The organism is Nonomuraea turkmeniaca (assembly GCF_005889735.1).
Classification (GTDB): Bacteria; Actinomycetota; Actinomycetes; order Streptosporangiales; family Streptosporangiaceae; genus Nonomuraea; species Nonomuraea turkmeniaca.
The window spans coordinates 1-22,090 of record NZ_VCKY01000071.1 but is presented as its reverse complement, the minus strand read 5'-3'; the positions used below and the strand labels follow the sequence as shown (position 1 = coordinate 22,090).

The following is a 22,090-nucleotide window of genomic DNA, read 5'->3' as shown; positions in this document are numbered from 1 at the left end:
ATATGTAACGAACACTAGTCTGTACCGCGGGCCGAGCCCGTGAAGCCGTACCATAAGGAGGCATGACTCAACAGCGACTACGCCATGCATCCATGCCGGACAAGCCCACTCTCGATGGCTTGGAGCAGGTATGGGTAGCTCGCTGGGAGGCCGACGACACCTACCGCTTCGACCGGTCCAAGCCGCGCGATCAGGTCTACGCGATCGACACGCCGCCGCCGACCGTGTCGGGATCGCTGCACGTCGGTCACGTCTTCTCCTTCACCCACACCGACATCATGGCCCGCTACCAGCGGATGATCGGCAAAGCGGTCTTCTACCCGATCGGCTGGGACGACAACGGCCTGCCCACGGAGCGGCGGGTGCAGAGCGTCTACGGCGTGCGCTGCGATCCGTCGCTGCCGTACGACCCGGACTTCGTTCCACCGGAGAAGCCCGGCAAACGCGAGATCTCGATCTCGCGGCGCAACTTCGTGGAGTTGTGCCACCAGTTGACCGCGCTCGACGAGCAGGCGTTCGAGGAGGTGTGGCGGCGGGTCGGCCTGTCGGTGGACTGGTCGCTGCTCTACACGACGATCGGCGATGAGGCGCGGGCGGTGTCCCAGCGGGCGTTCCTGCGTAACCTGGCGCGCGGCGAGGCGTACCTGGCCGAGGCTCCGACCTTGTGGGACGTCAGCTTCCGCACCGCGGTCGCGCAGGCCGAGCTGGAGGACCGGGAGTGGCCGGGCGCCTTCCACCGGATCTCGTTCTACGGCGAGCAGGGTCCCGTCTGGATCGAGACGACCAGGCCCGAGCTCATCCCGGCGTGCGTGGCGCTGGTCGCGCACCCCGACGACGAGCGCTACAAGGAGCTGTTCGGCACGTCGGTGCTGACGCCGCTGTTCGGGGTCGAGGTGCCGGTGCTGGCGCACCACCTGGCCGAGCCGGACAAGGGCTCGGGCATCGCGATGATCTGCACGTTCGGCGACATCACCGACGTCACCTGGTGGCGGGAGCTGCGGCTGCCGACCCGGCCGGTCATCGGCTGGGACGGGCGGCTGCTGCCCGAGCCGCCCGAGGGTGTGGACGCGGAGCCGTACAAGGAGCTGGCCGGTAAGACCGTGCACAGCGCGCGCGAGCGGATCGTGGAGATGCTGCGCGAGTCCGGCGACCTGGAGGGCGAGCCGCGGCCGGTCGCGCGGACGGTGAAGTTCTACGAGCGCGGCGACAAGCCGCTGGAGATCGTCACCACCCGTCAGTGGTACATCCGCAACGGCGGCAGGGACGAGGAGCTGCGTCAGCAGCTGCTGGGGCGCGGGCGGGAGCTGGACTGGCACCCGCCGCACATGCGGGTGCGCTACGACAACTGGGTCGAGGGGCTCACCGGCGACTGGCTGATCTCCCGCCAGCGGTTCTTCGGCGTGCCGTTCCCAGTGTGGTATCCGGTCGACGAGTCCGGGCAGCCGGTCCACGACGCCCCGATCGTGCCGCCGGAGGACACACTGCCGATCGACCCGTCCTCCGACGTGCCGCCCGGCTACACCGAGGACCAGCGCGGCGTGCCCGGCGGGTTCATGGCCGACCCGGACGTCATGGACACCTGGGCCACCTCGTCGCTGACGCCGCAGATCGCCGGCCGCTGGGAGACCGACGACGACCTGTTCAAGCGGGTCTTCCCGGCCGACCTGCGGCCGCAGGCCCACGAGATCATCCGCACCTGGCTGTTCTCGACCGTGGTCAGGTCGCACCACGAGTTCGGCGGTCTGCCCTGGCGCGACGTCGCGATCTCCGGCTGGATCCTCGACCCCGACCGCAAGAAGATGTCCAAGTCCAAGGGCAACGTGGTCACGCCCATGGCCCTGCTGGAGCAGCACGGCTCCGACGCCGTGCGTTACTGGGCGGCCAACGGCCGCTACGGCGTGGACACCGCGTTCGACGTCGGGCAGCTCAAGATCGGGCGGCGGCTCGCCATCAAGATCTTGAACGCGTCCAAGTTCGTGCTCGGCCTGGCTTTGACCGACGGTCCGGAATCAAACAGCGTCACCGAGCCGCTCGACCTGGCGATGCTGGCGGCGCTGTCGGAGGCCGTGCGCGAGGCCGGCGAGGCGTTCGACGCCTACGACCACACCAGGGCCCTGGAGGCCGTGGAGCGCTTCTTCTGGGCGTTCTGCGACGACTACCTGGAGCTCGTCAAGGCGCGGGCGTACGCCGGGTCCGCCTCCGCCCACACGGCGCTGCGGCAGGCGCTCGACGTGCTGCTGCGGCTGTTCGCGCCGTTCCTGCCGTTCGTGACCGAAGAGGTCTGGTCCTGGTGGCGGGAGGGCTCGGTGCACCGAGCGCCGTGGCCGGCCGTCGAGCAGGGACCGGGGAACCCGGCCGTCCTCGCCGTGGCCTCAGAGGTGCTCAGGCGGGTGCGCAAGGCCAAGTCGGAGGCCAAGCTGTCGATGCGGGCCGAGGTGTCCCGGCTGACGGTCACGGGCCCTGAGATCGAGCTGGTGCGGCAGGCGCAGGACGATCTGTGCGCGGCGGGCAACGTCGAGGAGTTCGTGCTCGACCACGGTGAGGAGCTGACGGTCGAGGTCCACCTGGGCTGAGCTGGTGGTGAGAGCGGGGGACCCCACGTCCCCCGCTCTCTTCACGCGTCGCGGGCCACGTCGCGGTGGAGCGCGACGAACAGCGAGTACGCCTCCCCGTCCGGCGACGGCGGCCGCTCGCGGAACTCCTCGAACACCTCTTGCAGCCGCCCCTGCAACTCGGCGAGCCCTTCGGCGGTGAGCCTGAGCCCCAGTCTGGTGAAGTCGCTCTCCTCGACGTCGACGAGCTTGATCTCCTCGAGGAACGCATTGAGCATCGCCGCCCTGCCCCCCATCACGCCGCTCTCGCGGACGTCCATCTCCCATGACTTGCCGGTGGCCCGGTAGGGGATCTCGGTCGAGCCGCGCGGCCCGGGACGGCTGGGCTCGGCGCCCAGGAAGCCCGTCTCGACCAGCTTGCGCACATGGTGGAGCGTGGTGGCCGGGTTCGCGTCGAGACGGCCGGCGATCTCCTTGTTGGTCAGCGCCTGGTCGAGGCAGAGCCGCAGAATGCGCAGCCGCACGGCTGAGGCCAGCGCGCGGGCCTCGGCCTCGGTGGCGGGGCGGCGTTTGGTGCCCATGGACGGCCACCCTATAGCCGATTGATTTTTCTCAATCGGTCATGGATGCTTGGCCGGGTGAGCCTGTTACGCGATCACGACTTCCGCCGCCTGTTCCTCGCCGACACCGCCAGCCAGGCGGGCAGCCAGATCCTCATGCTGGCCCTGCCGCTGGTGGCCGTGTCGGCGCTGCGTGTCTCGGCGTTCGAGGTGGGCCTGCTGGCCGCATGCCAGACGCTGGCGTTCGTGGTGATCGGGCTGCCCGCGGGCGCCATCGTGGACCGGCTGCGCAAACGCGTCGTCATGGTCGTCGCCGACTGGGCACGGGCGGGGGCGCTCGCGTCCGTGCCGCTGGCGTGGTGGCTGGACGCGCTGACGATCCACCAGCTGTACGCGGTGGCGCTCGTGCTCGGGGTGTTCACCGTGTTCTTCGATGTCGCCTACCAGAGCTACCTGCCGCACCTGGTCGGGCGGGAGCGGCTCGTGGCGGGCAACTCCTCGCTGGAGGTCGTGCGCACGGTGGCCCAGCTCGGCGGACCCGGCGCGGGCGGATACCTGATCCAGTTCCTCACTGCGCCCTTCGCGCTGGCCGCCACCGTGGCCGGGTTCGCCTGGTCGGCGCTGTGCCTGGGGACGATCCGCAAGCGTGAGGCGCCTCAACAGGCGCGCCGCGGCCACCTGGGCCGGGAGATCGCCGAAGGCGTCAGATTCGTGCTCGGGAACCCGCTGCTGCGCCGCATCGCGGCCTGTACGGCCACCTCGAACCTGTTCGCGGCGATGGCCCAACCGGTGATCCTGCTGCTGCTGGCCAGGGAGCTCGGGCTGGCCGCGGGCACGATCGGGCTGCTCCTGGCCGCGGGCGGGGTCGGCGGGCTCGCCGGCGCGCTGGTCAACGCCAGGATCGCCCGGCGGCTCGGGCAGGGGCCGACGATGTGGCTGGCCATCGTGCTGCCCGCGCCGCTGACGTTCGTGGTGGCGTGGCTGGAGGCCGACTGGCGGCTGGTGCTGTTCGTGCTGTACGAGTTCTTCGTCGGGGCCGGCGTGGTGGTCTACAACGTCACCCAGGTCAGCTTCCGCCAGGCCATCACGCCCGAGCCCCTGCTCGGCCGGATGAACGCCACCATCCGCTTCCTCGTCTGGGGGACGCTGCCGCTGGGCGGGTTGCTCGGCGGCGTGCTGGGCGAGGTGATCGGGATCAGGAACACGTTGCTGGTCGCCGCGGTCGGCGCCTGCCTGGCCTTCCTGTGGCTGGTCACCTCGCCCCTGCGCTCGATGCGCGAGCTGCCCGTCAGTAGTCGCACACCCCGGTAGGGAAGATCTGCTTCAGCCGGGCCCGCTCGTCCGCCGACGGCCGCCAGGAGCCGTACAGGCCCTTCCCGATGGCCCGCTCGGCCAGCCGGTCGGCGGCTGCAGGCGGCACTTTTGAAGTGCTCTCCTCCGTGACGGAGGAGATTCCCTCCTACCTTGCGGTGGCGGGCTTGACGCGGCGAGCGCGCCTGACGACTGCCCTCCCGGCAGCCGGGACGAGCGCAAGGCCCATCCGATACAGGTGCAAGATGTTCCGGGCGGCATTGTGGTCGGCGTTGCCGCGCCAGCCGCAGCCGGGGTTCTTACACGCGAACACGGCCTGGCTCTGTCGGCTGCCCGGGATGGTGAACCCGCAGGCCGAGCAGCGCTGGGAGGTGCCCGGGGCGGGCACCTTGTGCAGGACGCCGCCATAGCGTGCGGCCTTGTACGTCAGCATCGTCACGGTGCGGCCCCACGCCTCCTGGTTGATGGAGCGGTTCAGGCCGGACTTTTGGGCGACGTTCTTGCCCGGGGCCTCGACGGTGCCCTTGGCGGAGGTGACCATGTTCGTGATGGCCAGGTCTTCCACTACGATGACGCCGTAGGTGCGGGCGATCTCGGTGGTGGTCTGGTGCTGCCAGTCGATCGCCCGGCGCTTGGCTCTCGCGCGCAGGCTGGCGATCCGGTCGTAGGTGGCCCGCAGCCGGTGCGAGGTGCGCTCGCCCTGCTTTCGCAAGCTCTTGCGGTGGGCCGCCCGCCGCTCCAGCGCCAGTAGCGTGGCCTGTTCCCTGCCGGTCAGCCAGGCGTTCGACTTATCGCAGGTGGACCTCCATTGCTCGTGGGTGTGATGGTTGCCGTCCGACAGGGCCAGCGGCACGCTCACACCGGCATCGATGCCAACCTGCGGCCCTTGGTGGGGCTCGGGCATGGGGTGGAGGGTCTGGACGCGGAAGGCGACGTGCCAGCCGAGCGCGTCCTTGACCAGCCGGGCCCCGGTGATCCGGTTGCCGGCGTCGGCCTTCGCGCCGGCGGGCAAGTCCTTGGTCCAGCGGAACCGAACTCGGCCGACCTTGGGGATGGTGACCATGCCCCAGCGGCGGTGCACCCGCGTGATCTGCAGGTCGCGGCCCTGCGGGATGTCCACCGACATCACCGTGTGGAAGCGGGCCTTGAAGGTGGGCGGGTGGGCGCGGCCCTCCCAGCAGTTCTTCCACGCCTGGTAGTACGTCTTGAGGACGGCCTGCGCGGCCTGGGCAGGCAGCACGGCGAGCCACTCGATCTCTTTGCGGGCCTGCCGGATCGCCGCGTCGGCCGCGGCCAAGGAGCGCTGGTGTTTGGCCAGCATGGTCCACCAATCGTGCAGCAGGTTCCACAGCGCGCGGGCCGCGTGCGCCTGCTCGTCAATGAGGCGGATCTGGGCAGGCGTCAGCGCCAGCCGGGCGCGATGCCCGAACTTCCGCTCCTGGAGACCAGGTTGCGGGGCCAGAGTGGGCGCGAGCCGCAGTTGCACCGCCGAAGGCAGGCCTTGCTCTGCGGTGGTGGAGCGGCGGATCGCCATTCGAGCACCTCCTGTCACGTAATCATCACCCATCGCGATGGTAACCTATTGTCACCGATGTTTTCCATACTGTTTTCGAAAAGGGGTGTCAGGTTCAGCGTCCGGCCACCCCTTACACAGGCCCGATCTTCGGCTTGTGAGCCGCGCCCGGCGTTTATCGGCGCGCATCCGCGGCCCGGACATGCCAGTCTTGAACACGTGCTGCCGGACCGCCCAACCAAACTCGTGCCGCCCGTGCTGGCGAAGATGGCCGCGTGGTGCGTGTGCCTGATCCTCGTCGGCGTGGTCGTCTACTTCTTCGCCCTGGTCATCGCCCGGCTGACGTTCGTGGCGCTGCCGGTGGCGATCGCGTTGCTGCTGACCGCGCTGCTGTTCCCGTTGACCAACAGCCTGCGCCAGGCGGGCATGCGGCCGATCTACGCCACCTGGCTCACCATGCTGGTGGCCCTGACCGTGCTCATCGGCACCGGCTGGCTGGTCGGGGCGCGGGCCAGCGAGGAGTTCCCCAACCTGGTCACGCAGGTGCAGGCGACCGCTCGCGACGTGCAGGAGTGGCTGATCACCGGCCCGCTGCACCTCGAGCAGGCGCAGATCACGGCTTACGTCGACGAGATCGCCAACCTCGTCAACACACAACGTAATGCCATCACCGGCACCGTCCTGAGCGCCGGCGCGGCCGCGCTCGAGGTGCTCGCGTCCATCGTGCTGCTGCTGTTCGTGACGTTCTTCCTGCTCAAGGACGGCGACCGGATCTGGGGGTGGTTCCTGCGGGGGTTCGGCCGGATGGCGCCGCGCGTGGACCGGGCCGGGCGGGCCGCGTGGACGACGCTCTCCCACTACGTGCAGGGCACCGTGGCGGTGGCCGCGGTGCACGGCCTGATCATGGGCATCGTGCTGGCCGGCATGGGGGTGCCGCTGTGGGCGCCGCTGGCGGTGCTGATCTTCTTCGCCAGTTTCATCCCGATCGTCGGCATCTTCTTCGCCGGCACGGTGGCCACGCTCGTCACGCTGGGCGCGAAGGGACTGGTGCTCGCGCTGGTCTTCCTCGGCATCCTCATCGTGGAGCAGCAACTGGAGAACCACGTGCTGCAGCCGCTCATCGTGGGGCGGGCGCTCAACTTCCATCCGCTGGCGATCATCCTGGTGCTGTCCATCGGGGGCATCCTGGCGGGCATCGCGGGGGCCGCCGTGGCCGTTCCGGTGGCGGCGGTGCTCTACCGGGCACTGCCGGAGCTCCGGCACGAGCCACCGGCCCTGCCGCCGCCACCTGAGGACCATGCCGAGCCCCCGGACGGCGGCGAGCCGTCCCGCCCGGCGCCCGGGTCCGGACCCCCGTCCGGCCAGGACGTGCCTCCCACGGCGGGCGGGACTCCTGCCGGAGGCGAAACGGAGCCAGGGGGCCAGGGAGGCGAGGGCCGGACCGGCGACCGGTGACGCGAGGGCCGGGGAGGCGAAGGCCGGACCGGCGACCGGTGGCGCGAGGGCCGGCGCGGAGCGCGGAGCGAGGACCGGCGGGGCGTGGACACGGAGTAACCTCGTCACCCGTGACCCGTTCCTCCCTCACGACCCCGCCGCCGGACGCCGGCACGCCGGCGGCCCACCCCGACGCGCCGCCGCCGGGCACCGACCTGGGCTCCCACTACAGCCGCTGCTTCGGCTGCGGCACCGACCACCCGACCGGCCTGCACCTCACGGCCAGGACCCCCGACGGCACCACCGTCGAGGCGGAGTTCACGGTGGGGGAGGCGCACCAGGGAGCGCCGATGCTGGCGCACGGCGGAGTGCTGGCCGCCGCCATGGACGAGGTCATCGGAATGTCCGTTTACCTGTTCCACAAGCCGTATGTGACGGGACGGCTGGAGACCGACTTCCTTCTCCCCGTTCCCGTGGGCACGACACTCCACCTGCGCGCCTGGTGCAACGGCATCGCGGGCAGGAAGGCGTACCTTGAGGCTGAGGGGCGCATCGGCGCCCCCGACGGACCGGTCGCCGTCCGTGCCGCAGCGCTGTTCATCGAGGTGAGCATGGAGCACTTCGCCCAGCACGGTGACCTGGCCGCCATCGCCGCAGAGCACCAGGACTACGAGGTGAACCCTTGAGCAACGTGGAGGTCCTCATCCACCGGCTCGACGTCGAGCTGCCGATGCCGTCCTACGCCCATCCTGGAGACGCGGGCGCCGACCTCTACGCGGCTGAAGGCGTCGAGCTGCTGCCCGGTGAGCGGGCCGTCGTCGGCACGGGCGTGGCGATCGCCCTTCCCGACGGCTACGCGGCGTTCGTGCATCCGCGTTCGGGACTGGCGGTCAGGCACGGGGTCACGATGGTCAACGCGCCCGGCACGGTCGACGCGGGCTACCGGGGCGAGATCAAGGTGACGTTGATCAACACGGACGCCAAGGAGCCGTTCCGGCTCCAGCGCGGCGACCGGGTGGCGCAGCTCGTGATCCAGCGGGTCGAGCGCGCGGCCTTCTACGAGGTCGAGCGCCTGCCGGGTTCGGTACGCGGCGCGAACGGCTTCGGATCCACGGGACGTTGAAAGTCGGGCCGTTCCGCGGCCCACGCGAGCAGGGAGAGTGAGGAAAGTGTTCCGACGTCGTCGGCGTGAGCAGCCGGAGAAGGTGGTCGAGCAGGAGTCTGCTGCGCCCACGCGAGAGTCCGGCCCCTGGGATGCCGACGAGCCCCATCCCGAGGCCGACAGGATCGACCTCGGCGGCCTGCGGCTGCCGCACAACCCCGACTTCGACGTACGGCTGGCCTCGCTCGGCGACCAGCACGTCGGCGTCGTCGTCCTCTACGAGGAGAGCAGTCTGCAGCTGCAGGCGCTGGCCGCGCCGCGCAGCTCGGGCCTGTGGGACGAGGTCAAGACCAAGATCCTGGCGCAGGCGAAGGACCTGGAGGAGCGGGAGGGCCCGTTCGGCACCGAGCTGAGCGGCGAGATCAAGGCCGACGGCAACGTCAGGCCGGCCCGCTACCTCGGCATCGACGGCCCGCGCTGGTTCCTGCTCGCGGTGATCTCCGGCAAGGGGGCGCACGACGAGGCGGTCTTCGGGGCGTTCGTCGACTTCATCAAGGATGTCGTGGTGGTCCGCGGCGACGAGCCGATGGCCCGCGAGGAGCCGATCACGCTACGCCGCCCCAACGAGCAGACGAGCGAACAGGCCGAGGACCCGCAGGGGCTCAACCCCTTCAAACGAGGACCTGAAATCAGCGAGATTCGCTAAGGGCTGACATTCGCATAGGCTGATTCATCATGAGTACGGCAGAGCCCCCCAAACGCGGGGGATTGCGCGGGTTCCTCAGCCGACTGGCATCCCCCCAGTCCGAGATCGAAGCCCAGGAGCTGCGGGAAGACGCCGACGAGGTCGGCGCGACGCCGATCGCGTCGTGTGGCGGCCGTCGGCGCTTCTGCGTGGCAGGTACGCTACGTACGGTGACTTTGCGTCCAAGGGGCGGTGCCCCTGCTCTCGAAGCCGAGCTCTACGACGGGTCGGATGTGATCGACCTGGTATGGCTCGGCCGCCGCAAGATCGCGGGCATCGAGCCCGGCCGCACGGTCAAGGCCGAGGGCCTGGTCAGCATGCAGGACGGGCGCAAGGTGATGTTCAATCCTCGTTACGAGTTGCGCCCAGGGAGTTGACCAGGTGAGTGCTGAGGCGGAAGAGGTCGCCCACGACACTGTCGAGGCCGCGGTGCGAGCGCAGCTCGCCAAGGCCTTCGGCGGCGTGCGCGGGATCATCGAGGCGGCGATCCCGACGATCGCGTTCACGGTGTGCTGGATCTCCACCGAGGAGCTGAAGCTGTCGCTGATCGTCAGCATCTCGCTGGCGGTCCTGCTGCTGGTGGTCAGGATCCTGCAACGCTCGACGCCGCAGTTCGTGATCAACAGCTTGATCGGCATCGCGATCGGGGCTTTCTTCGCCAGCCGCACGGGCGACGCGAAGGACTACTTCCTGCCGGGCATCCTGTGGAACGCCGGCTACATGGTGGGCATGCTGCTGTCGATCGTCACCCGCTGGCCGGTCGTCGGCTTCCTGATCGGCTCGGTCACGGGCGACCCGACCGCCTGGCACAAGGATCCCGGCATCGTGAAGCTCTGCACCCGCCTGACCTGGCTGCTCATGCTGCCGTGCGCGGTCAGGGTGGCGGTGCAGGGGCCCGTCTACCTGTTCGGCGGCGGGGACGAAGCGGTGGCGGCGCTCGGCCTCGCCAAGATCGCGATGGGCTGGCCGCTCCAGGTGGCCGCGCTCGGGGCGATGCTCTGGATCCTGGGCCGCGGCCGCACGCCGATCAAGCCTCCGGTCGCCCCGGCCTGACCCGCTCCACCGCGTGATGCGCGCGGCGTGCTCCAGGATCCTGGCATTGGCCAGACCATGCCGCGCTGCTCGCTCTGGCGGCAATGATCGTATTGGTGATGGCCGGACTCGCGTGGCGCGCCAGGGTCAGCGCTCCGTTGCTGGTGGTCGCGCAGGGAGTGCTCGCCCTTCCCCTTCCTGCTGTTGGTGGTGTCGGCAGGGACCCCCTTCATGCTCAGCGGGGCCGGCGGCGAGCCCGTTCCCGAGGTGCTCGGCTCAGGGCGGTCTGGTACCAGCCCGCCATCCTCGTCCCAACCGTCCCTGGCGCTCTTGCCTACATCGTGTGCCTGGTCCTGCTGGTCAGGCAGACCACGCAAGAGGGCAGGCCCGTAAGCCGTTCAGTGCTGGGAGAGGAGGTGGGCGAGCTCCTGCTCGACTTCCTGGCTCGCGACGAACAGCAGCTCGTCCCCCGCCTCCAGCGGATCGTCCGCCGTCGGCACCAGGACTCGCCCCTCCCGCAGGATCGCCACCAGCGCCGCGTCCACCGGCCACGGCACCGAGCCGGCCCGCTGGCCCACCACCGGTGCGTCCTCCGCCAGCGTGAGCTCCACCAGGTTGGCCTGGCCCTGGCGGAACGTCATCAGGCGGACCAGGTCGCCGACGCTGACCGCCTCCTCCACCAGCGCGCTCAGCAGGCGCGGGGTCGAGACGGCCACGTCCACGCCCCACGACTCGTTGAACAGCCACTCGTTGTTGGGGTGGTTGATCCTGGCCACCACGCGCGGCACGCCGTACTCGGTCTTGGCCAGCAGCGACACCACCAGGTTGACCTTGTCGTCGCCGGAGGAGGCCACCACGACGTGGCAGTTGTTGAGTCCGGCCTCGTCGAGGGAGGCGATCTCGCAGGCGTCGGCGAGCAGCCACTCGGCCCGCGGCACGCTGTCGATCTTGATGGCGCGGGGGTCGACGTCGATGAGCAGGACCTCGTGGCCGTTCTCCAGGAGCTCGGCCGCGATGGAACGGCCGACGGCCCCCGCTCCGGCGATGGCGACGCGCATCAGTGGTCCACTTCCGGTGCCGCGGCGAGCACCTTGTTGATCCGGTCCATGTCGTTCTCGGCGGCGATGACGTGGAGCACGTCGCCTTCCTGGACCACGGTGTCCTCCGTGATGGTGACGGCCTCGCCCATACGGTTGATGAAGGCGGCCCGTATGCGTACGTGACGCTCCAGGTCGATGACGCGGGTGCCGATCCAGGACGGGTTGGCGGCGACTTCGGCCAGCACGACGGTGCCGGTGGGGTCGCGCCAGAGCGGCTCGGCGCCCTCGGGGAGGATGCGGCGCAGGATCTGGTCGGCGGTCCAGCGCACGGTCGCCACCGTGGGGATGCCCAGCCGCTGGTAGACCTCGGCCCGGCGGGGGTCGTAGATGCGGGCCACCACGTTGTCGACGCCGAACGTCTCGCGCGCCACGCGCGCGGAGATGATGTTGGAGTTGTCGCCGCTGGAGACCGCGACGAACGCCGTCGCGGACTCGACGCCGGCCTCGGTGAGCACGTCGCGATCGAAGCCGACGCCCGTCACCCGCCGCCCCCGGAACCCGGCGCGCAGCCGGCGGAACGCCTGCGGGTCGCGGTCGATGATGGCGACGGAATGGCCGCTGTCTTCGAGGATGTGCGCGATGGTCGATCCCACCCGGCCACATCCCATGATCACTATATGCATATCCCCCCGCATCTCGCGGTCGGCCGGTTGCTCGACACCAGTATGGCCCCACGGGGGGCTCACCTCGTTTAGGGCCTGCGTATGGGGCTAGCATCTCGTTACGTGGCGAAGGTAACGGATCTTGTCAAACGCTTGCTCGTGGGGCGCGCCCTACGCAGCGGGCAGCTTCATGAGCAACTCCTCCGTAAGCGGATCGCACTACCCGTTTTCGCGAGTGACGCCCTTTCCTCCGTTGCCTATGCGCCGCAGGAGATTCTGGTCATTTTGTCGCTGGCCGGCGTCTCCTTCTACAGCTTCAGCCCGTGGGTCGCCATCGCCGTGGTGGTCGTGATGCTCACGGTGGTGGCGTCGTACCGGCAGAACGTGCACGCCTATCCCAGCGGCGGCGGCGACTACGAGGTCGCGACCACCAACCTCGGCAAGAACGCCGGCCTCACCGTGGCCAGCGCGCTCATGGTCGACTACGTGCTGACGGTCGCGGTGTCCGTGGCCAACGGCGTCGACTACGTGGGCGCCACGATCCCGTTCGTGGGTGAGCACAAGCCCTCCGTCGCCATCGCCATCGTGATCCTGCTCACCGTGATCAACCTGCGCGGCATCCGCGAGTCCGGCGCCGCCTTCGCCATTCCCACGTACGGGTTCATGGTGGCCGTGTTCGTGCTGATCGCCTGGGGCGGGTTCCGGATCCTGGTGCTGGGCGAGCAGATCGAGGCGCCGAGCGCCCACTTCACCATCGAGCCCGAGCAGACCAACCTGACGGCCTTCGCCGCGGCGTTCCTGGTCCTGCGCGCGTTCTCCTCCGGCTGTGCGGCCCTGACCGGTGTGGAGGCCATCAGCAACGGCGTGCCCGCCTTCCGCAAGCCCAAGAGCAAGAACGCCGCCACGACGCTGCTCATGATGGGCCTCGTCGCGGTCACCATGTTCAGCGGCATCATCGCGCTCGGGCTGGCGTCCGGGGTGAGGATCGCCGAGCCGTCCGTGGTCGCGCGCGACCTGCTCAGGCCGGACGGCACCCCGGTCGGGCCCGACTACTACCAGCAGCCGATCATCTCCCAGGTGGCCGACGCGGTGTTCGGCGGCGGGTCGCTGATGTTCATCGCGATCTCGGCGGTCACGGCGCTGATCCTGTTCCTGGCGGCCAACACGGCGTTCAACGGCTTCCCGGTGCTCGGCTCGATCCTGGCGCAGGACCGTTACCTGCCGCGGCAGCTGCACACCCGCGGCGACCGGCTGGCCTTCTCCAACGGCATCGTCATCCTGGCGCTCGGCGCGTGCCTGCTGCTGTGGGGCTTCCAGGCCGACGTCAGCCGCCTGCTGAACCTCTACATCGTGGGCGTCTTCGTGTCGTTCACGCTCAGCCAGACCGGCATGGTCATCCACTGGACCCGGCACCTGAAGACCGAGACCGACCCCAGGATCCGGCACCAGATGCATCGCTCCCGGGCCATCAACTTCTTCGGCGCCGTCATGACGGGGCTCGTGCTCATCGTGGTGCTGCTGACGAAGTTCCTGGTCGGGGCGTGGATCGTGGTGATCGCGATGCCGATCCTGTTCCTCATGATGAAGGGCATCAGGCACCACTACGACAACGTGGCGGCCGAGCTGGAGATCACCGAGGACTACGAGCCGTCCATGCTGCCGGCCCGCAACCACGCCATCGTGCTCGTCTCCAAGATCCACAAGCCGACGATGCGGGCGCTGGCGTACGCCCGCGCAACCCGGCCGTCCACGCTGGAGGCCATCACCGTGGGCGTCGAGGGCGAGGACGCGCGCAAGCTGCAGGAGGAGTGGGAGCGGCGGGGCATCCCGGTGCCGCTGAAGATGCTCGACTCGCCGTACCGGGAGATCACGCAGCCCATCCTCGACTACGTCAAGCACCTGCGGCGACGCTCGCCGCGTGACGTGGTGACCGTGTTCATCCCGGAGTACGTGGTCGGCCACTGGTGGGAGCACCTGCTGCACAACCAGAGCGCGCTCAGGCTGAAGGCGCGGCTGCTGTTCAAGCCGGGGGTCATGGTCACGAGCGTGCCGTGGCAGCTGCACTCCTCGGACCGGCTCAAGGGCCGGCCGGAGCCGTTCGCACCGGGTTCGGTGCGCCGGCCGTGGCACCAGACGGTCAAGGAAGAGGAGCAGATCAAGAGTTGATCAGGGCGCGCAGCCGCTCGGTGTCGGACGTGCTCCAGCCCGGCGGCGCGGCGACCGCGGCCCAGCCGTCGACGATGTTGGGTCCGTAGCGGTGCCCGTGGCCGGGCGGCACGGACAGTCCTTCTGTCAGGTCCACCAGCACCTGCCAGAACGTCACCAGCGGAAACCAGTTCATCTCCGGGTTCACCCCCGGACCCCGCTCGCCCTCGAGCCAGGCCGGCCGGCGGTAGATCAGCTCGGGCGACCACCACACCACCGGGTCGGAGGCGTTCTGCAGGTAGACCACGCGCGGGTGCGGCCACGGGTCCGCCGGCCGGCCCAGGTCGTCGGGGCGCTGGGCGAACCTGACCGTCTTGCCCGCCTGGTAGACCGGCCGCCACACGGGGCTCCCGGGCTCGCGGCCGTTCGTGACGCTGCGCCAGATGTGGTTGGCGTTCGGCGGGCCGACGAACACCGCGCCGTCCGCCCGGGCCGCCAGGTCCTCCAGGTCGCGGAAGGCCCCCTCCAGCTGGTAGGACCCCAGGCTCTCGCCCGACAGCACCAGTTTCGGCCGATCGGCGGGCGGCAGCACGGCCCACCTGGCGCGTACCGCCTCGAACAACGCCCGCCCCGCGGCCGCCGCCTTCTCCCTGTCCAGCAGGAACGACGCCCAGCTCGGCAGGTATGAGTACTGCAGGGCGACCATGGCGGTGCTGCCGTTGTACATGTACTCCAGCGCGTCCGCCACGTGCTGGTCCACCCAGCCGGTGCCGGTGGTGCCGAGCACGGCGAGCACGGGGCGGTCGAACGCGCCGGTGCGTTCCAGCTCGCGTACCGCCAGCGCCGCCTGGGCCTGGGGAGAGCGGGTGGCGTCGAGGCCGACGTACACCCTGATCGGGTCGGCGGCGGGACGGCCGGAGAAGGCGGCGAGCCTGGCGCGGGTGGTGGCGGTGCCGGTGAAGCGGCGGCCTTCCCTGCCGAGCGACTCCCAGGTCACCAGCGAGCGGGGGCCGCCGGACACCAGGGTGGAGGTGGGCCTGTGCACGCCCGGGTGGGTGCCCGCGTTGGTGACGGAGGAGACCTCGCTCACCCGGGCGACGAACGCCGAGAACACCACGTCGTTGGCGAACACGACGACCACGAGGCCGATGACGAGCACGCCGAGGACATGGCCGACATAGATGGGGACGAAACGGTCGAGCCAGGCGATCAGCTTGCGGCCGCCCAAGCGGACAAGCCGCGCAGTAACGAGAAATATCGTGAAAAGGGAGACGGCTATGGCGAAGATCACCGGCGGGAACCACGTGATCCGCGTGTCCATGCCCATGAGCGCCCGCAGGTCGCGCTGCCAATCCACGCCGTACAACAGTGCCACCGTCGCCAGCGCTCCGCCCCCGGCGATCAGGAGCTGCCAGGCGATCCTGCGGCCCCGCTCCGGCAGCCGGTACGCGATCATCGCCCGGCCCAGCGCGCCGGCTGCGGCGCCCACGGCATAGCCGAGAATGCCGGTGACCGCGCACATCACCCCCTGGTACAACCAGGTGCGGGGCAGCAGCGACGGCGTCACCGACGCGCAGGCGAACAGCGTGGCCATCAGCGTCCCCCCGAAGCCTGGTGCCCGCCGTACCACTCTCCCCGTTTTCACGCCCACCTACAGTAGTGGATCAATCTGGGCAGGTAGTGGGCATAGGGTGGCGGTGTGGAACAGGTATCTCTCGAGCTGACGGTGGGTCCGGTCGCGCACGGCGGCTGGTGTGTGGCACGCCACGAAGGGCGCGTCGTGTTCGTCCGGCACGCGCTGCCCGGCGAACGGGTCATCGCCGACGTCACCGAGGAGACCACCCGGTTCCTGCGTGCCGACGCCGTGGAGATCCTCGAGCCGTCGCCCGACCGGGTGGTCCCGCCCTGCCCGTACGCGGGCCCGGGCCGCTGCGGCGGCTGCGACTGGCAGCACGCCACGCCGGAGGCGCAGCGGCGGCTCAAGGCCCAGGTCGTGGCCGAGCAACTGCACCGGCTGGCGGGCATCGATCGCGAGATCCTGGTCGAGGAGGTGCCGGGGGCCAAGGACGGGCTCGGCTGGCGTACGCGGGTGCAGTTCGCCGCGCTGCCGACAGGCGAGCTGGGGTTCCGGCGGCACCGTTCGCACGAGATCGAAGTCGTGGACGCCTGCCTGATCGCCCACCCCGAGGTGGAGGCGGTCGGGGTGGAGGCGCACGAGTGGCCGGGCGCGGCCGGGGTCGAGGTCATCGCCTCCTCCGCCGGCGACCGGGCCGTGGTGGTCTCGCCCCGGCCGCGGCGCAGCGTCACCGTCCCCGAGCTCGAGGCGCCCGCCTCGATCCTGCTCGACCAGGGCAAGGGCCGCACCGTGCCGCGACGCGGCTCGGGGGTGCTGCACGAGCAGGCGGGCGATCGTGAGTTCCGGGTGGCGGGCAGCGGCTTCTGGCAGGTCCACCCGGGGGCGGCGGAGACGCTGCTGGACGCGGTGCTGGCGTACGCGGCGCCGGAGCCGGGGGAGTGGGCGCTCGACCTCTACTGCGGCGTCGGCCTGTTCGCGGCCGGGCTCGCCGAGACCGTGGGGCCCGAGGGGGCGGTGTTCGGCCTGGAGTCCGAGGCGTCGGCCGTCCGCGACGCCCGCGCCAACCTCCGCGACCTGCCGCAGGCCCGTGTGGAGCGGGGGCGCGTGGAGGAGGCGCTCGACCGGTTCCAGATCGAGCGCGCCGATCTCGTCGTGGTGGACCCGCCGCGGTCCGGGCTCGGGCGCGAGGTGGTCGAGCGGATCACGGGGCTGGACGCGTCGCGGATCGTGTACGTGTCGTGCGATCCCGCCACGTTCGCCCGGGATCTGAAGTGGCTGGCCGAACGTGGATATGCGCTCGCCGACCTGCGGGCTTTCGACGCCTTCCCGATGACGCACCACGTGGAGTGCGTGGGACTGCTCGTCAGGACATAGCTCGGCAAAGGGTCCCCGCGGCCCTCGACGGCGAGGCTTCGCCGCCTCCGTCGAGGCGGCGAAGCGGCTGCGCGCGATCAGCTTTGAGGTGGACTCAATTCGGCCGCGCTCTGGTCGAAGTCATTACCACCAATCCAAGTCGACGTCCCACCCCGAGAAGTTGCCACCCTTGTTGATGATGACGCCTCGGCCGCTGATCAACGTGTCATTGCCCGGTGCCAGGTTCGCCTTCTGCTGCAGGCCCGTCTCGTTCCGTAGCACGTCGTCTCCGGCGCCCGTGGTCGCCGAGAGCATCGTGATCCCCTTGCTCGGGCAGGCCACCTCGTTGGCGGTCACGCGCGTGCAGGGCGCGCTCCCGACGACGGTGTCGCCGGTGTTCTTGACGATGATTCGGCCCTCGGACAAGGTGACGGTGATGTCGTCGGACGCGGTGCCCGCGTGGACGGTCAGCTGCCCGCCGGACACGCTCACGTTCGTGGTGGCGTGCGCCGGAGCGCCGATGGCGGTCAGCGCCGCGGTCAGCGCCGCTCCGGTCGTCAGCGCGCGCTTGCCGTGCCGCAGCAGACCGGCCCTCGAACGCCGTACGTTCCCCCGTTGTGTACTCATCGATCCCCCTGAGTTGGATGATCGGCTCCGCGATCGAGAGCTGAGGACCCCCGCGACGGCCGCGCCGATGGAGCGGCCATGCGTTCTGTGGCTTTTGCCGTGTACGTCATGTCGTGCGTCGCTAACGTGGCCCACATGCACCCCCAGCCACCTCGACCGCACCCGCAGCCGCAACGGCCCCCACAGCCTCCTCCGAAGCAGAGCCCTGTGCTGCTGATCCTACTGGTGGCCGTCGGCGGCCTGGCGGTACTCGCCGTCGTCGGCGTGCTGCTCGTCAACGTCGTGGGGCCGCGCCTCCTGGCACCGCCCCAGCCCCCGTCACTGGCGCTTCCCCAGAAGAGCCAGGGGACCGGGACCACGACGCCGGAGGAGCAGCGGAAGAAGGACTTCCTGTTCAGACTGGCCACGATCGCCCCCTGGCTGCTCGACGAGGACATCAACTGGTCGGCCGCCACGAGGACCTGCACCGACATCAAGCAGGGCAAGAGCGAGCAAGAGGTGATCGAGGCCGCGCAGGAGCGGTTCACCGACGTGGACGCCGAGCAGGCCAAGAAGATCGTCGCCGAGATCAGGACGTGGTGCGGCCCCTGAGCTCAGAGCCACCCCATGCGCTGTGCGGTGCGGATCGCCTCCAGGCGGTTCTGGGCGTTGAGCTTGGTCATGGCACTCGACAGGTAGTTGCGTACGGTGCCCTCGGTCAGGTGCAGCTCACCGGCGATCCGAGAGATCGTGGCCCCGTCACCGGCCAGTCGCAGCGCGTCGCGCTCGCGCTCGGTCAGCGGGCTGTCGCCCGCGGCCATGGCCGCCGCGGCCAGCTCCGCGTCCAGGTAGCGCCCGCCGGTCTGGACCTTGCGGATCGCCATGGCCAGCTCCTCGGCCGAGGCGTCCTTGCCAAGGAACCCGCTCACGCCCGCCGCCATGGCCCTGCGCAGATAGCCGGGCCGGCCCAGGCTGGTCAGGATGACGATCTTGCACTGGGCGTTGATGCGCTCGGCCGCGCTCAGGCCGTCCATGCCGGGCATCTCGATGTCGAGCACGGCCACGTCGGGCCGGTGCTCGGCCACCGCGGCCAGGACCTCGTCGCCCCGGCCGATCTGCGCCACGACCTCGATGCCGTCCTCGAGGTCGAGCAGGGCCGCGATGGCGCCGCGGATGAGGTGCTCGTCGTCGGCCAGCAGCACGCGGATGGTCATGGAAGCTCCCAGATAATCATGCGGGCGAGTCATGCGGGCACCGCCGCCCGCAGGAGATAGCGGCCCTCGCGCGTGGGCTCCGCCTGCAGAGTGCCGCCTGCCGCGCGGACGCGCTCGGCCAGCCCCGCCAGCCCGTTGGGCGCGTGCTCGCCCACCGGCCCGCTCACCCCGTCGTTGGACATTTCCAGTACGCCGTCCTCGATCGTGATCGTGCAGCGTTCGGCCCGGCTGTGCTTGAGCACGTTCGTCGCGCCCTCACGGACGACCGTGGCCAGCAGCGTGCGGGTCTCGGGCGTCAGCGAGGCCGTGTCGGCGCGTACGGTGCACCGCACGTCCGCCGCCTCCAGCACCGCCCGCACGCTGGCGAGCACCTCGTCCAGGTCGATGGCCCGGTAGTTCTGCACGACGGTGCGGACCTCGCGTAACGACTGCCTGGCCAGGTCGCGTACCTCGAACATCTCGGCCGCGGCCGCCCCGGGGTCGGCGCGTAGCGCCTGCTCGGCGTGGGCGGCCCGGGCGGCGACGTCGGTGAGGCTCTGCCCGAGCAGGTCGTTGAGGTCGCGGGCGAAGCGCAGCCGTTCTTCGGAGACCGCCAGCCTGGCCAGCGCCTCCTGCCCCTCGTGCGCTTCCTTGGCCAGCTGCCAGAGCCGCAGGTTGGCCCACACGGCGCCGACGCAGATCACGGTGTACAGCGTCTGGATCAGCAGCACGACGAGGACGAACCCGCTGAACAGGGTGATGTACAGGTTGATGACGACGATCGACGCGACGGAAAGGGCGATGACGATGCGCTTGCTCACGAACGCCGTCATCAGCGCGAGCCAGGTCGGGATGGTCCAGAAGAGCGGGAAGACGGACAGCAGCACGACGATCACCCCGGTGACCGCGAGGATCGCGGTCGGCCGCTTTCCGCCCCTGATGGCGATCGCGAACGGGCGCGTGCTCAGCACGTTGAAGACCAGCAGCAGGACGGCGGCGGCCACGCCGAGCGGCCATGGCAGGATCCCCGTCTGCCAGCGGACGACCAGATCCACGTAGCCGAAGAGCGGCAACAGCAGGACGATGTCGGTGGAGCCGATGATCAGCCAGCGGACCTTGTCCAGCTTGGAGGCCCGCCGCACCCTGCCGAGCAACCCGCGCATCAGACCGGCACCGCCGCGCGCAGCAGGAACTCGCCCGCCGGGGTCGGGGCGGCGGAGAAGGAGCCGCCGGCCGTGGCCAGCCGCTCCGACAGGCCGCGCAGCCCGTTGCCGGGTGGTGACGGCTCCTCGTGCACGCCGTCGTTGAGCATCTCGAGCACGCCTCCGTGGATCGTGATCGCGCAGCGTGTGGCCTTGCTGTGCTTGAGCACGTTGGTGCCGCCCTCGCGGACCGCCCACGCCAGCAGCGCCTTGGCGGCCGGCGACAGGCCGTCCGCCCTGGCCACGATGTCGCAGCGGGCGCCCGCCGCCTCCAGCGCCGCGCGTACGCCGGCCAGCTCCTCGTCCAGGTCGAGCGCCTGGTATCCGTGCACCGCCTGCTGCACCTCGGCCAGCGACTCCACGGCCAGCGCGCGGACCTCGGCCATCTCGGTGGCGGCCCGCCCGGCGTCCTTGTCCGCCAGCTTGGCGGCCAGCTCGCTCTTCAGCGTGATCACCGACAGGCTGTGCCCGAGCAGGTCGTGCAGGTCGCGGGCGAACCGCAGCCGCTCCTCGGCCACCGCCAGCCTCGTCTTGGCCTCCCGGCTCTTGTACGCGTCCCTGATCACCCACCACAGCCAGCGCCACACCAGCATGGTCAAGACCATCGCGACGGAGCTGAATAAGCTGCCGAGCAGGACACCCTGCCACGCCTGCCCGGTCGTGAGGACGGTGTAGCCGGTGACGCCGGGCACGACGGCCGCCATCAGACCGGCCGTCGCCCAAGGCCGCAGGTAGAGCGCGGCCGCCGACAGCCAGAGCCCCTCCGTCTGCATCCACATGTTCGCGGCGTCCGCGTCCAGTGGCAGGAGGGCCAGGCTGGCCACCGCGAACAACGCCGCGAGCAGCAGCTTCGCCGTGGGACGCGGCCGGGAGTCGAAGGCCTCTCTGAGGAGGAACGGAAAGAGCCCGTAGAAGCCGAGCATGCACGTGATGGAGATCGTCGCGATCACGGGGGAGATCGTGCCCTCAGCCACCGCCGCGACGGTGTACACCACGGAGAGGACGGCGACGAACGCCACGACAGCGTCCATCCAGTAGATCAGGATCTTCCGCGCCGTGTCCGGCCGGGCCGCCATCGCCCCTCCTCCCACTGACAGAAGTCTCCTGGTTCCCAAATCCTATAGTCAGGGGGCTCGCAGATTCCGCGCCACGTCCCGTGACGGGGGGACGCCGCGCAGCGACAGCCAGGCCAGCCCGTGGCGGGCGGCGTAACCGGCGAGCGTGCGGGCGTCGAGTTCGGTCAGGTCGCTCTCGCCCGTGAGCACCGGGGTCAGGGCGATGCGCCGCCACGCCTGGCCGGGATCCGGCAGCTCCTGCGCCTGGGCGATCTGGTCCTTGGCCAGCTGGATGGCCGCCGCGAGCCGGCGCAGCCGGCCGCTGGGAGCCGAGCGCGGCTCCATGGGGGCCAGCAGGTTCACGGTGCCGACCTCCGCGCCCGCCTTGCGGGTGGTACGCAGCATCGCCACGTCGGCGGCGTCCAAGCCGTACGGCCTCAGCGGGAGCGTGAAGCTCACCCGCAGCCCCCGCTCGCGCTGCATGGCCCGGATGGCGCGGGCCCTGCGCAGCACCACGGCGCCGTCCTCGCTGTCGCGGACCTCGAAGTCGATGGCCGCGGCGTCGAACGCGCCCACCACCCTGCGGTAGGCGGCGGCGAGCCCGCCCGGCCTGGTGCAGGTGACGGCCAGTTCCGCTACGTCGGCCCCGCCGAAGGTGAGGGCGACGTCACCGCCCAGCGCCCTGAGGCGGCCGATCCGGTTCGCGACCGGGTTCTCACCGGGATCAAGCGGATCGTCTCGGTCGGCGGCTGGTTCGAGCGTTTCGTACGGGCCTGCCCACTTCGGGGAGCAGCCGTCGTCGCCACCCGCGATGAGGTGGCCCAGCAGGTAGTGGCGCACGCCGGTGCGGCGGGACTCGGCAGGCAGGTCGAAGTCCGGCTCCCGGGCCGTGTCGACGAAGCCCACGAGCGGGGCCTTCTGCTCCACCACCACGGCGGGCGAGGCACTGGGGGAGGGCGGTGCGACCGTCGGTGGCCGCACCGGTGGCGAGGGGGCGGCGGCGCCCGCC

The 22,090-nt window shown here is 70.4% G+C and carries 22 protein-coding genes; 11 read left to right on the top strand and 11 right to left on the bottom strand.

Features of this window, described 5'->3' with window-relative positions; genetic code table 11:
* Nucleotides 1-62: 62 nt before the first annotated feature.
* Nucleotides 63-2,573, top strand: coding sequence for a valine--tRNA ligase (valS, locus tag ETD86_RS21820; RefSeq protein WP_246148072.1), 2,511 nt, complete (start codon nt 63-65; stop codon nt 2,571-2,573).
* Between the two features lie 41 nt (nt 2,574-2,614).
* On the opposite strand, the gene ETD86_RS21815 is transcribed toward valS, so the two are convergent.
* On the bottom strand, nt 2,615-3,133 hold the full coding sequence (locus tag ETD86_RS21815) for an ArsR/SmtB family transcription factor (protein ID WP_138668003.1): 519 nt from the start codon (nt 3,131-3,133) through the stop codon (nt 2,615-2,617).
* A 57-nt stretch (nt 3,134-3,190) separates the two neighbouring features.
* On the opposite strand from ETD86_RS21815, the gene ETD86_RS21810 reads away from it, so the two are divergent.
* On the top strand, nt 3,191-4,423 hold the full coding sequence (locus ETD86_RS21810; RefSeq protein WP_246148071.1) for an MFS transporter: 1,233 nt from the start codon (nt 3,191-3,193) through the stop codon (nt 4,421-4,423).
* Here the strand turns inward: ETD86_RS21810 and ETD86_RS59185 are convergent.
* Entirely contained in the window at nt 4,401-4,532 is a 132-nt protein-coding gene (locus tag ETD86_RS59185) for a hypothetical protein (RefSeq protein ID WP_281286944.1), read from the bottom strand. The genes ETD86_RS21810 and ETD86_RS59185 overlap by 23 nt on opposite strands.
* 39 nt (nt 4,533-4,571) lie before the next feature.
* Nucleotides 4,572-5,957 (bottom strand): RNA-guided endonuclease InsQ/TnpB family protein, encoded by a 1,386-nt coding sequence (locus ETD86_RS21805; RefSeq protein WP_211370219.1) that lies wholly within the window; start codon nt 5,955-5,957, stop codon nt 4,572-4,574.
* A 198-nt stretch (nt 5,958-6,155) separates the two neighbouring features.
* Here ETD86_RS21805 and ETD86_RS21800 point away from each other — a divergent pair, with 198 nt between their 5' ends.
* From ETD86_RS21800 to ETD86_RS21775, 6 genes are all read left to right on the top strand, one after another.
* On the top strand, nt 6,156-7,391 hold the full coding sequence (locus tag ETD86_RS21800) for an AI-2E family transporter (protein WP_246148070.1): 1,236 nt from the start codon (nt 6,156-6,158) through the stop codon (nt 7,389-7,391).
* Nucleotides 7,392-7,501: 110 nt separating this feature from the next.
* Nucleotides 7,502-8,056 (top strand): PaaI family thioesterase, encoded by a 555-nt coding sequence (locus tag ETD86_RS21795; protein WP_138668001.1) that lies wholly within the window; start codon nt 7,502-7,504, stop codon nt 8,054-8,056.
* Complete coding sequence (gene dut, locus ETD86_RS21790; RefSeq protein WP_138668000.1) at nt 8,053-8,493, top strand: dUTP diphosphatase; 441 nt, start codon at nt 8,053-8,055, stop codon at nt 8,491-8,493. Before ETD86_RS21795 ends, dut begins: the two co-directional genes overlap by 4 nt.
* 46 nt (nt 8,494-8,539) lie before the next feature.
* Nucleotides 8,540-9,178, top strand: coding sequence for a DUF3710 domain-containing protein (locus ETD86_RS21785; protein ID WP_246148069.1), 639 nt, complete (start codon nt 8,540-8,542; stop codon nt 9,176-9,178).
* 209 nt (nt 9,179-9,387) lie between these two features.
* The gene (locus ETD86_RS60140) at nt 9,388-9,594 is read left to right on the top strand and encodes an OB-fold nucleic acid binding domain-containing protein (protein ID WP_225289212.1); all 207 of its coding nucleotides are present in this window, start codon (nt 9,388-9,390) and stop codon (nt 9,592-9,594) included.
* Nucleotides 9,595-9,598: 4 nt separating this feature from the next.
* Nucleotides 9,599-10,270, top strand: coding sequence for a DUF3159 domain-containing protein (locus ETD86_RS21775; RefSeq protein WP_246148068.1), 672 nt, complete (start codon nt 9,599-9,601; stop codon nt 10,268-10,270).
* A gap of 377 nt (nt 10,271-10,647) precedes the next feature.
* Here the strand turns inward: ETD86_RS21775 and ETD86_RS21770 are convergent, their stop codons facing one another.
* Both ETD86_RS21770 and ETD86_RS21765 read right to left on the bottom strand, forming a co-directional pair.
* Entirely contained in the window at nt 10,648-11,307 is a 660-nt protein-coding gene (locus ETD86_RS21770) for a potassium channel family protein (protein ID WP_138667998.1), read from the bottom strand.
* Nucleotides 11,307-11,972, bottom strand: coding sequence for a potassium channel family protein (locus tag ETD86_RS21765; RefSeq protein WP_138667997.1), 666 nt, complete (start codon nt 11,970-11,972; stop codon nt 11,307-11,309). The genes ETD86_RS21770 and ETD86_RS21765 overlap by 1 nt, the downstream gene beginning before the upstream one ends.
* An 81-nt stretch (nt 11,973-12,053) precedes the next feature.
* Between ETD86_RS21765 and ETD86_RS21760 the strand changes: the two genes are divergently transcribed.
* Nucleotides 12,054-14,117, top strand: coding sequence for an APC family permease (locus ETD86_RS21760; RefSeq protein WP_246148067.1), 2,064 nt, complete (start codon nt 12,054-12,056; stop codon nt 14,115-14,117).
* On the opposite strand, the gene ETD86_RS21755 is transcribed toward ETD86_RS21760, so the two are convergent.
* On the bottom strand, nt 14,107-15,741 hold the full coding sequence (locus tag ETD86_RS21755; RefSeq protein ID WP_246148066.1) for an alpha/beta hydrolase: 1,635 nt from the start codon (nt 15,739-15,741) through the stop codon (nt 14,107-14,109). The genes ETD86_RS21760 and ETD86_RS21755 overlap by 11 nt on opposite strands.
* A 54-nt stretch (nt 15,742-15,795) precedes the next feature.
* Here ETD86_RS21755 and ETD86_RS21750 point away from each other — a divergent pair, with 54 nt between their 5' ends.
* The gene (locus ETD86_RS21750) at nt 15,796-17,046 is read left to right on the top strand and encodes a class I SAM-dependent RNA methyltransferase (protein ID WP_138667995.1); all 1,251 of its coding nucleotides are present in this window, start codon (nt 15,796-15,798) and stop codon (nt 17,044-17,046) included.
* 123 nt (nt 17,047-17,169) lie between these two features.
* On the opposite strand, the gene ETD86_RS21745 is transcribed toward ETD86_RS21750, so the two are convergent.
* A complete protein-coding gene (locus tag ETD86_RS21745) occupies nt 17,170-17,652 on the bottom strand; it encodes a hypothetical protein (protein ID WP_138667994.1) in 483 nt (160 codons plus the stop codon).
* A 207-nt stretch (nt 17,653-17,859) separates the two neighbouring features.
* Here ETD86_RS21745 and ETD86_RS21740 point away from each other — a divergent pair, with 207 nt between their 5' ends.
* The gene (locus ETD86_RS21740; RefSeq protein WP_138667993.1) at nt 17,860-18,243 is read left to right on the top strand and encodes a DUF732 domain-containing protein; all 384 of its coding nucleotides are present in this window, start codon (nt 17,860-17,862) and stop codon (nt 18,241-18,243) included.
* 2 nt (nt 18,244-18,245) lie between these two features.
* Here the strand turns inward: ETD86_RS21740 and ETD86_RS21735 are convergent, their stop codons facing one another.
* The 4 genes from ETD86_RS21735 to ETD86_RS55325 form a co-directional block, all read right to left on the bottom strand.
* A complete protein-coding gene (locus ETD86_RS21735) occupies nt 18,246-18,845 on the bottom strand; it encodes a response regulator transcription factor (protein ID WP_138667992.1) in 600 nt (199 codons plus the stop codon).
* A gap of 29 nt (nt 18,846-18,874) precedes the next feature.
* On the bottom strand, nt 18,875-19,987 hold the full coding sequence (locus ETD86_RS21730) for a sensor histidine kinase (RefSeq protein ID WP_138667991.1): 1,113 nt from the start codon (nt 19,985-19,987) through the stop codon (nt 18,875-18,877).
* A complete protein-coding gene (locus ETD86_RS21725) occupies nt 19,987-21,102 on the bottom strand; it encodes a sensor histidine kinase (protein WP_138667990.1) in 1,116 nt (371 codons plus the stop codon). The genes ETD86_RS21730 and ETD86_RS21725 overlap by 1 nt, the downstream gene beginning before the upstream one ends.
* Before the next feature lie 48 nt (nt 21,103-21,150).
* The coding region (locus tag ETD86_RS55325; protein ID WP_211370218.1) for a glycoside hydrolase family 18 protein at nt 21,151-22,090 on the bottom strand (940 nt) is incomplete at its 5' end.

Coding starts and splice junctions, on each gene's coding strand:
- valS (WP_246148072.1), top strand. CDS start 63: ATGACTCAACAGCGACTACGCCATGCATCCATGCCGGACAAGCCCACT.
- ETD86_RS21815 (WP_138668003.1), bottom strand. CDS start 3,133: ATGGGCACCAAACGCCGCCCCGCCACCGAGGCCGAGGCCCGCGCGCTG.
- ETD86_RS21805 (WP_211370219.1), bottom strand. CDS start 5,957: ATGGCGATCCGCCGCTCCACCACCGCAGAGCAAGGCCTGCCTTCGGCG.
- ETD86_RS21770 (WP_138667998.1), bottom strand. CDS start 11,307: ATGCGCGTCGCCATCGCCGGAGCGGGGGCCGTCGGCCGTTCCATCGCG.
- ETD86_RS21765 (WP_138667997.1), bottom strand. CDS start 11,972: ATGCATATAGTGATCATGGGATGTGGCCGGGTGGGATCGACCATCGCG.
- ETD86_RS21760 (WP_246148067.1), top strand. CDS start 12,054: ATGGGGCTAGCATCTCGTTACGTGGCGAAGGTAACGGATCTTGTCAAA.
- ETD86_RS21745 (WP_138667994.1), bottom strand. CDS start 17,652: ATGAGTACACAACGGGGGAACGTACGGCGTTCGAGGGCCGGTCTGCTG.
- ETD86_RS21735 (WP_138667992.1), bottom strand. CDS start 18,845: ATGACCATCCGCGTGCTGCTGGCCGACGACGAGCACCTCATCCGCGGC.
- ETD86_RS21730 (WP_138667991.1), bottom strand. CDS start 19,987: ATGCGCGGGTTGCTCGGCAGGGTGCGGCGGGCCTCCAAGCTGGACAAG.
- ETD86_RS21725 (WP_138667990.1), bottom strand. CDS start 21,102: ATGGCGGCCCGGCCGGACACGGCGCGGAAGATCCTGATCTACTGGATG.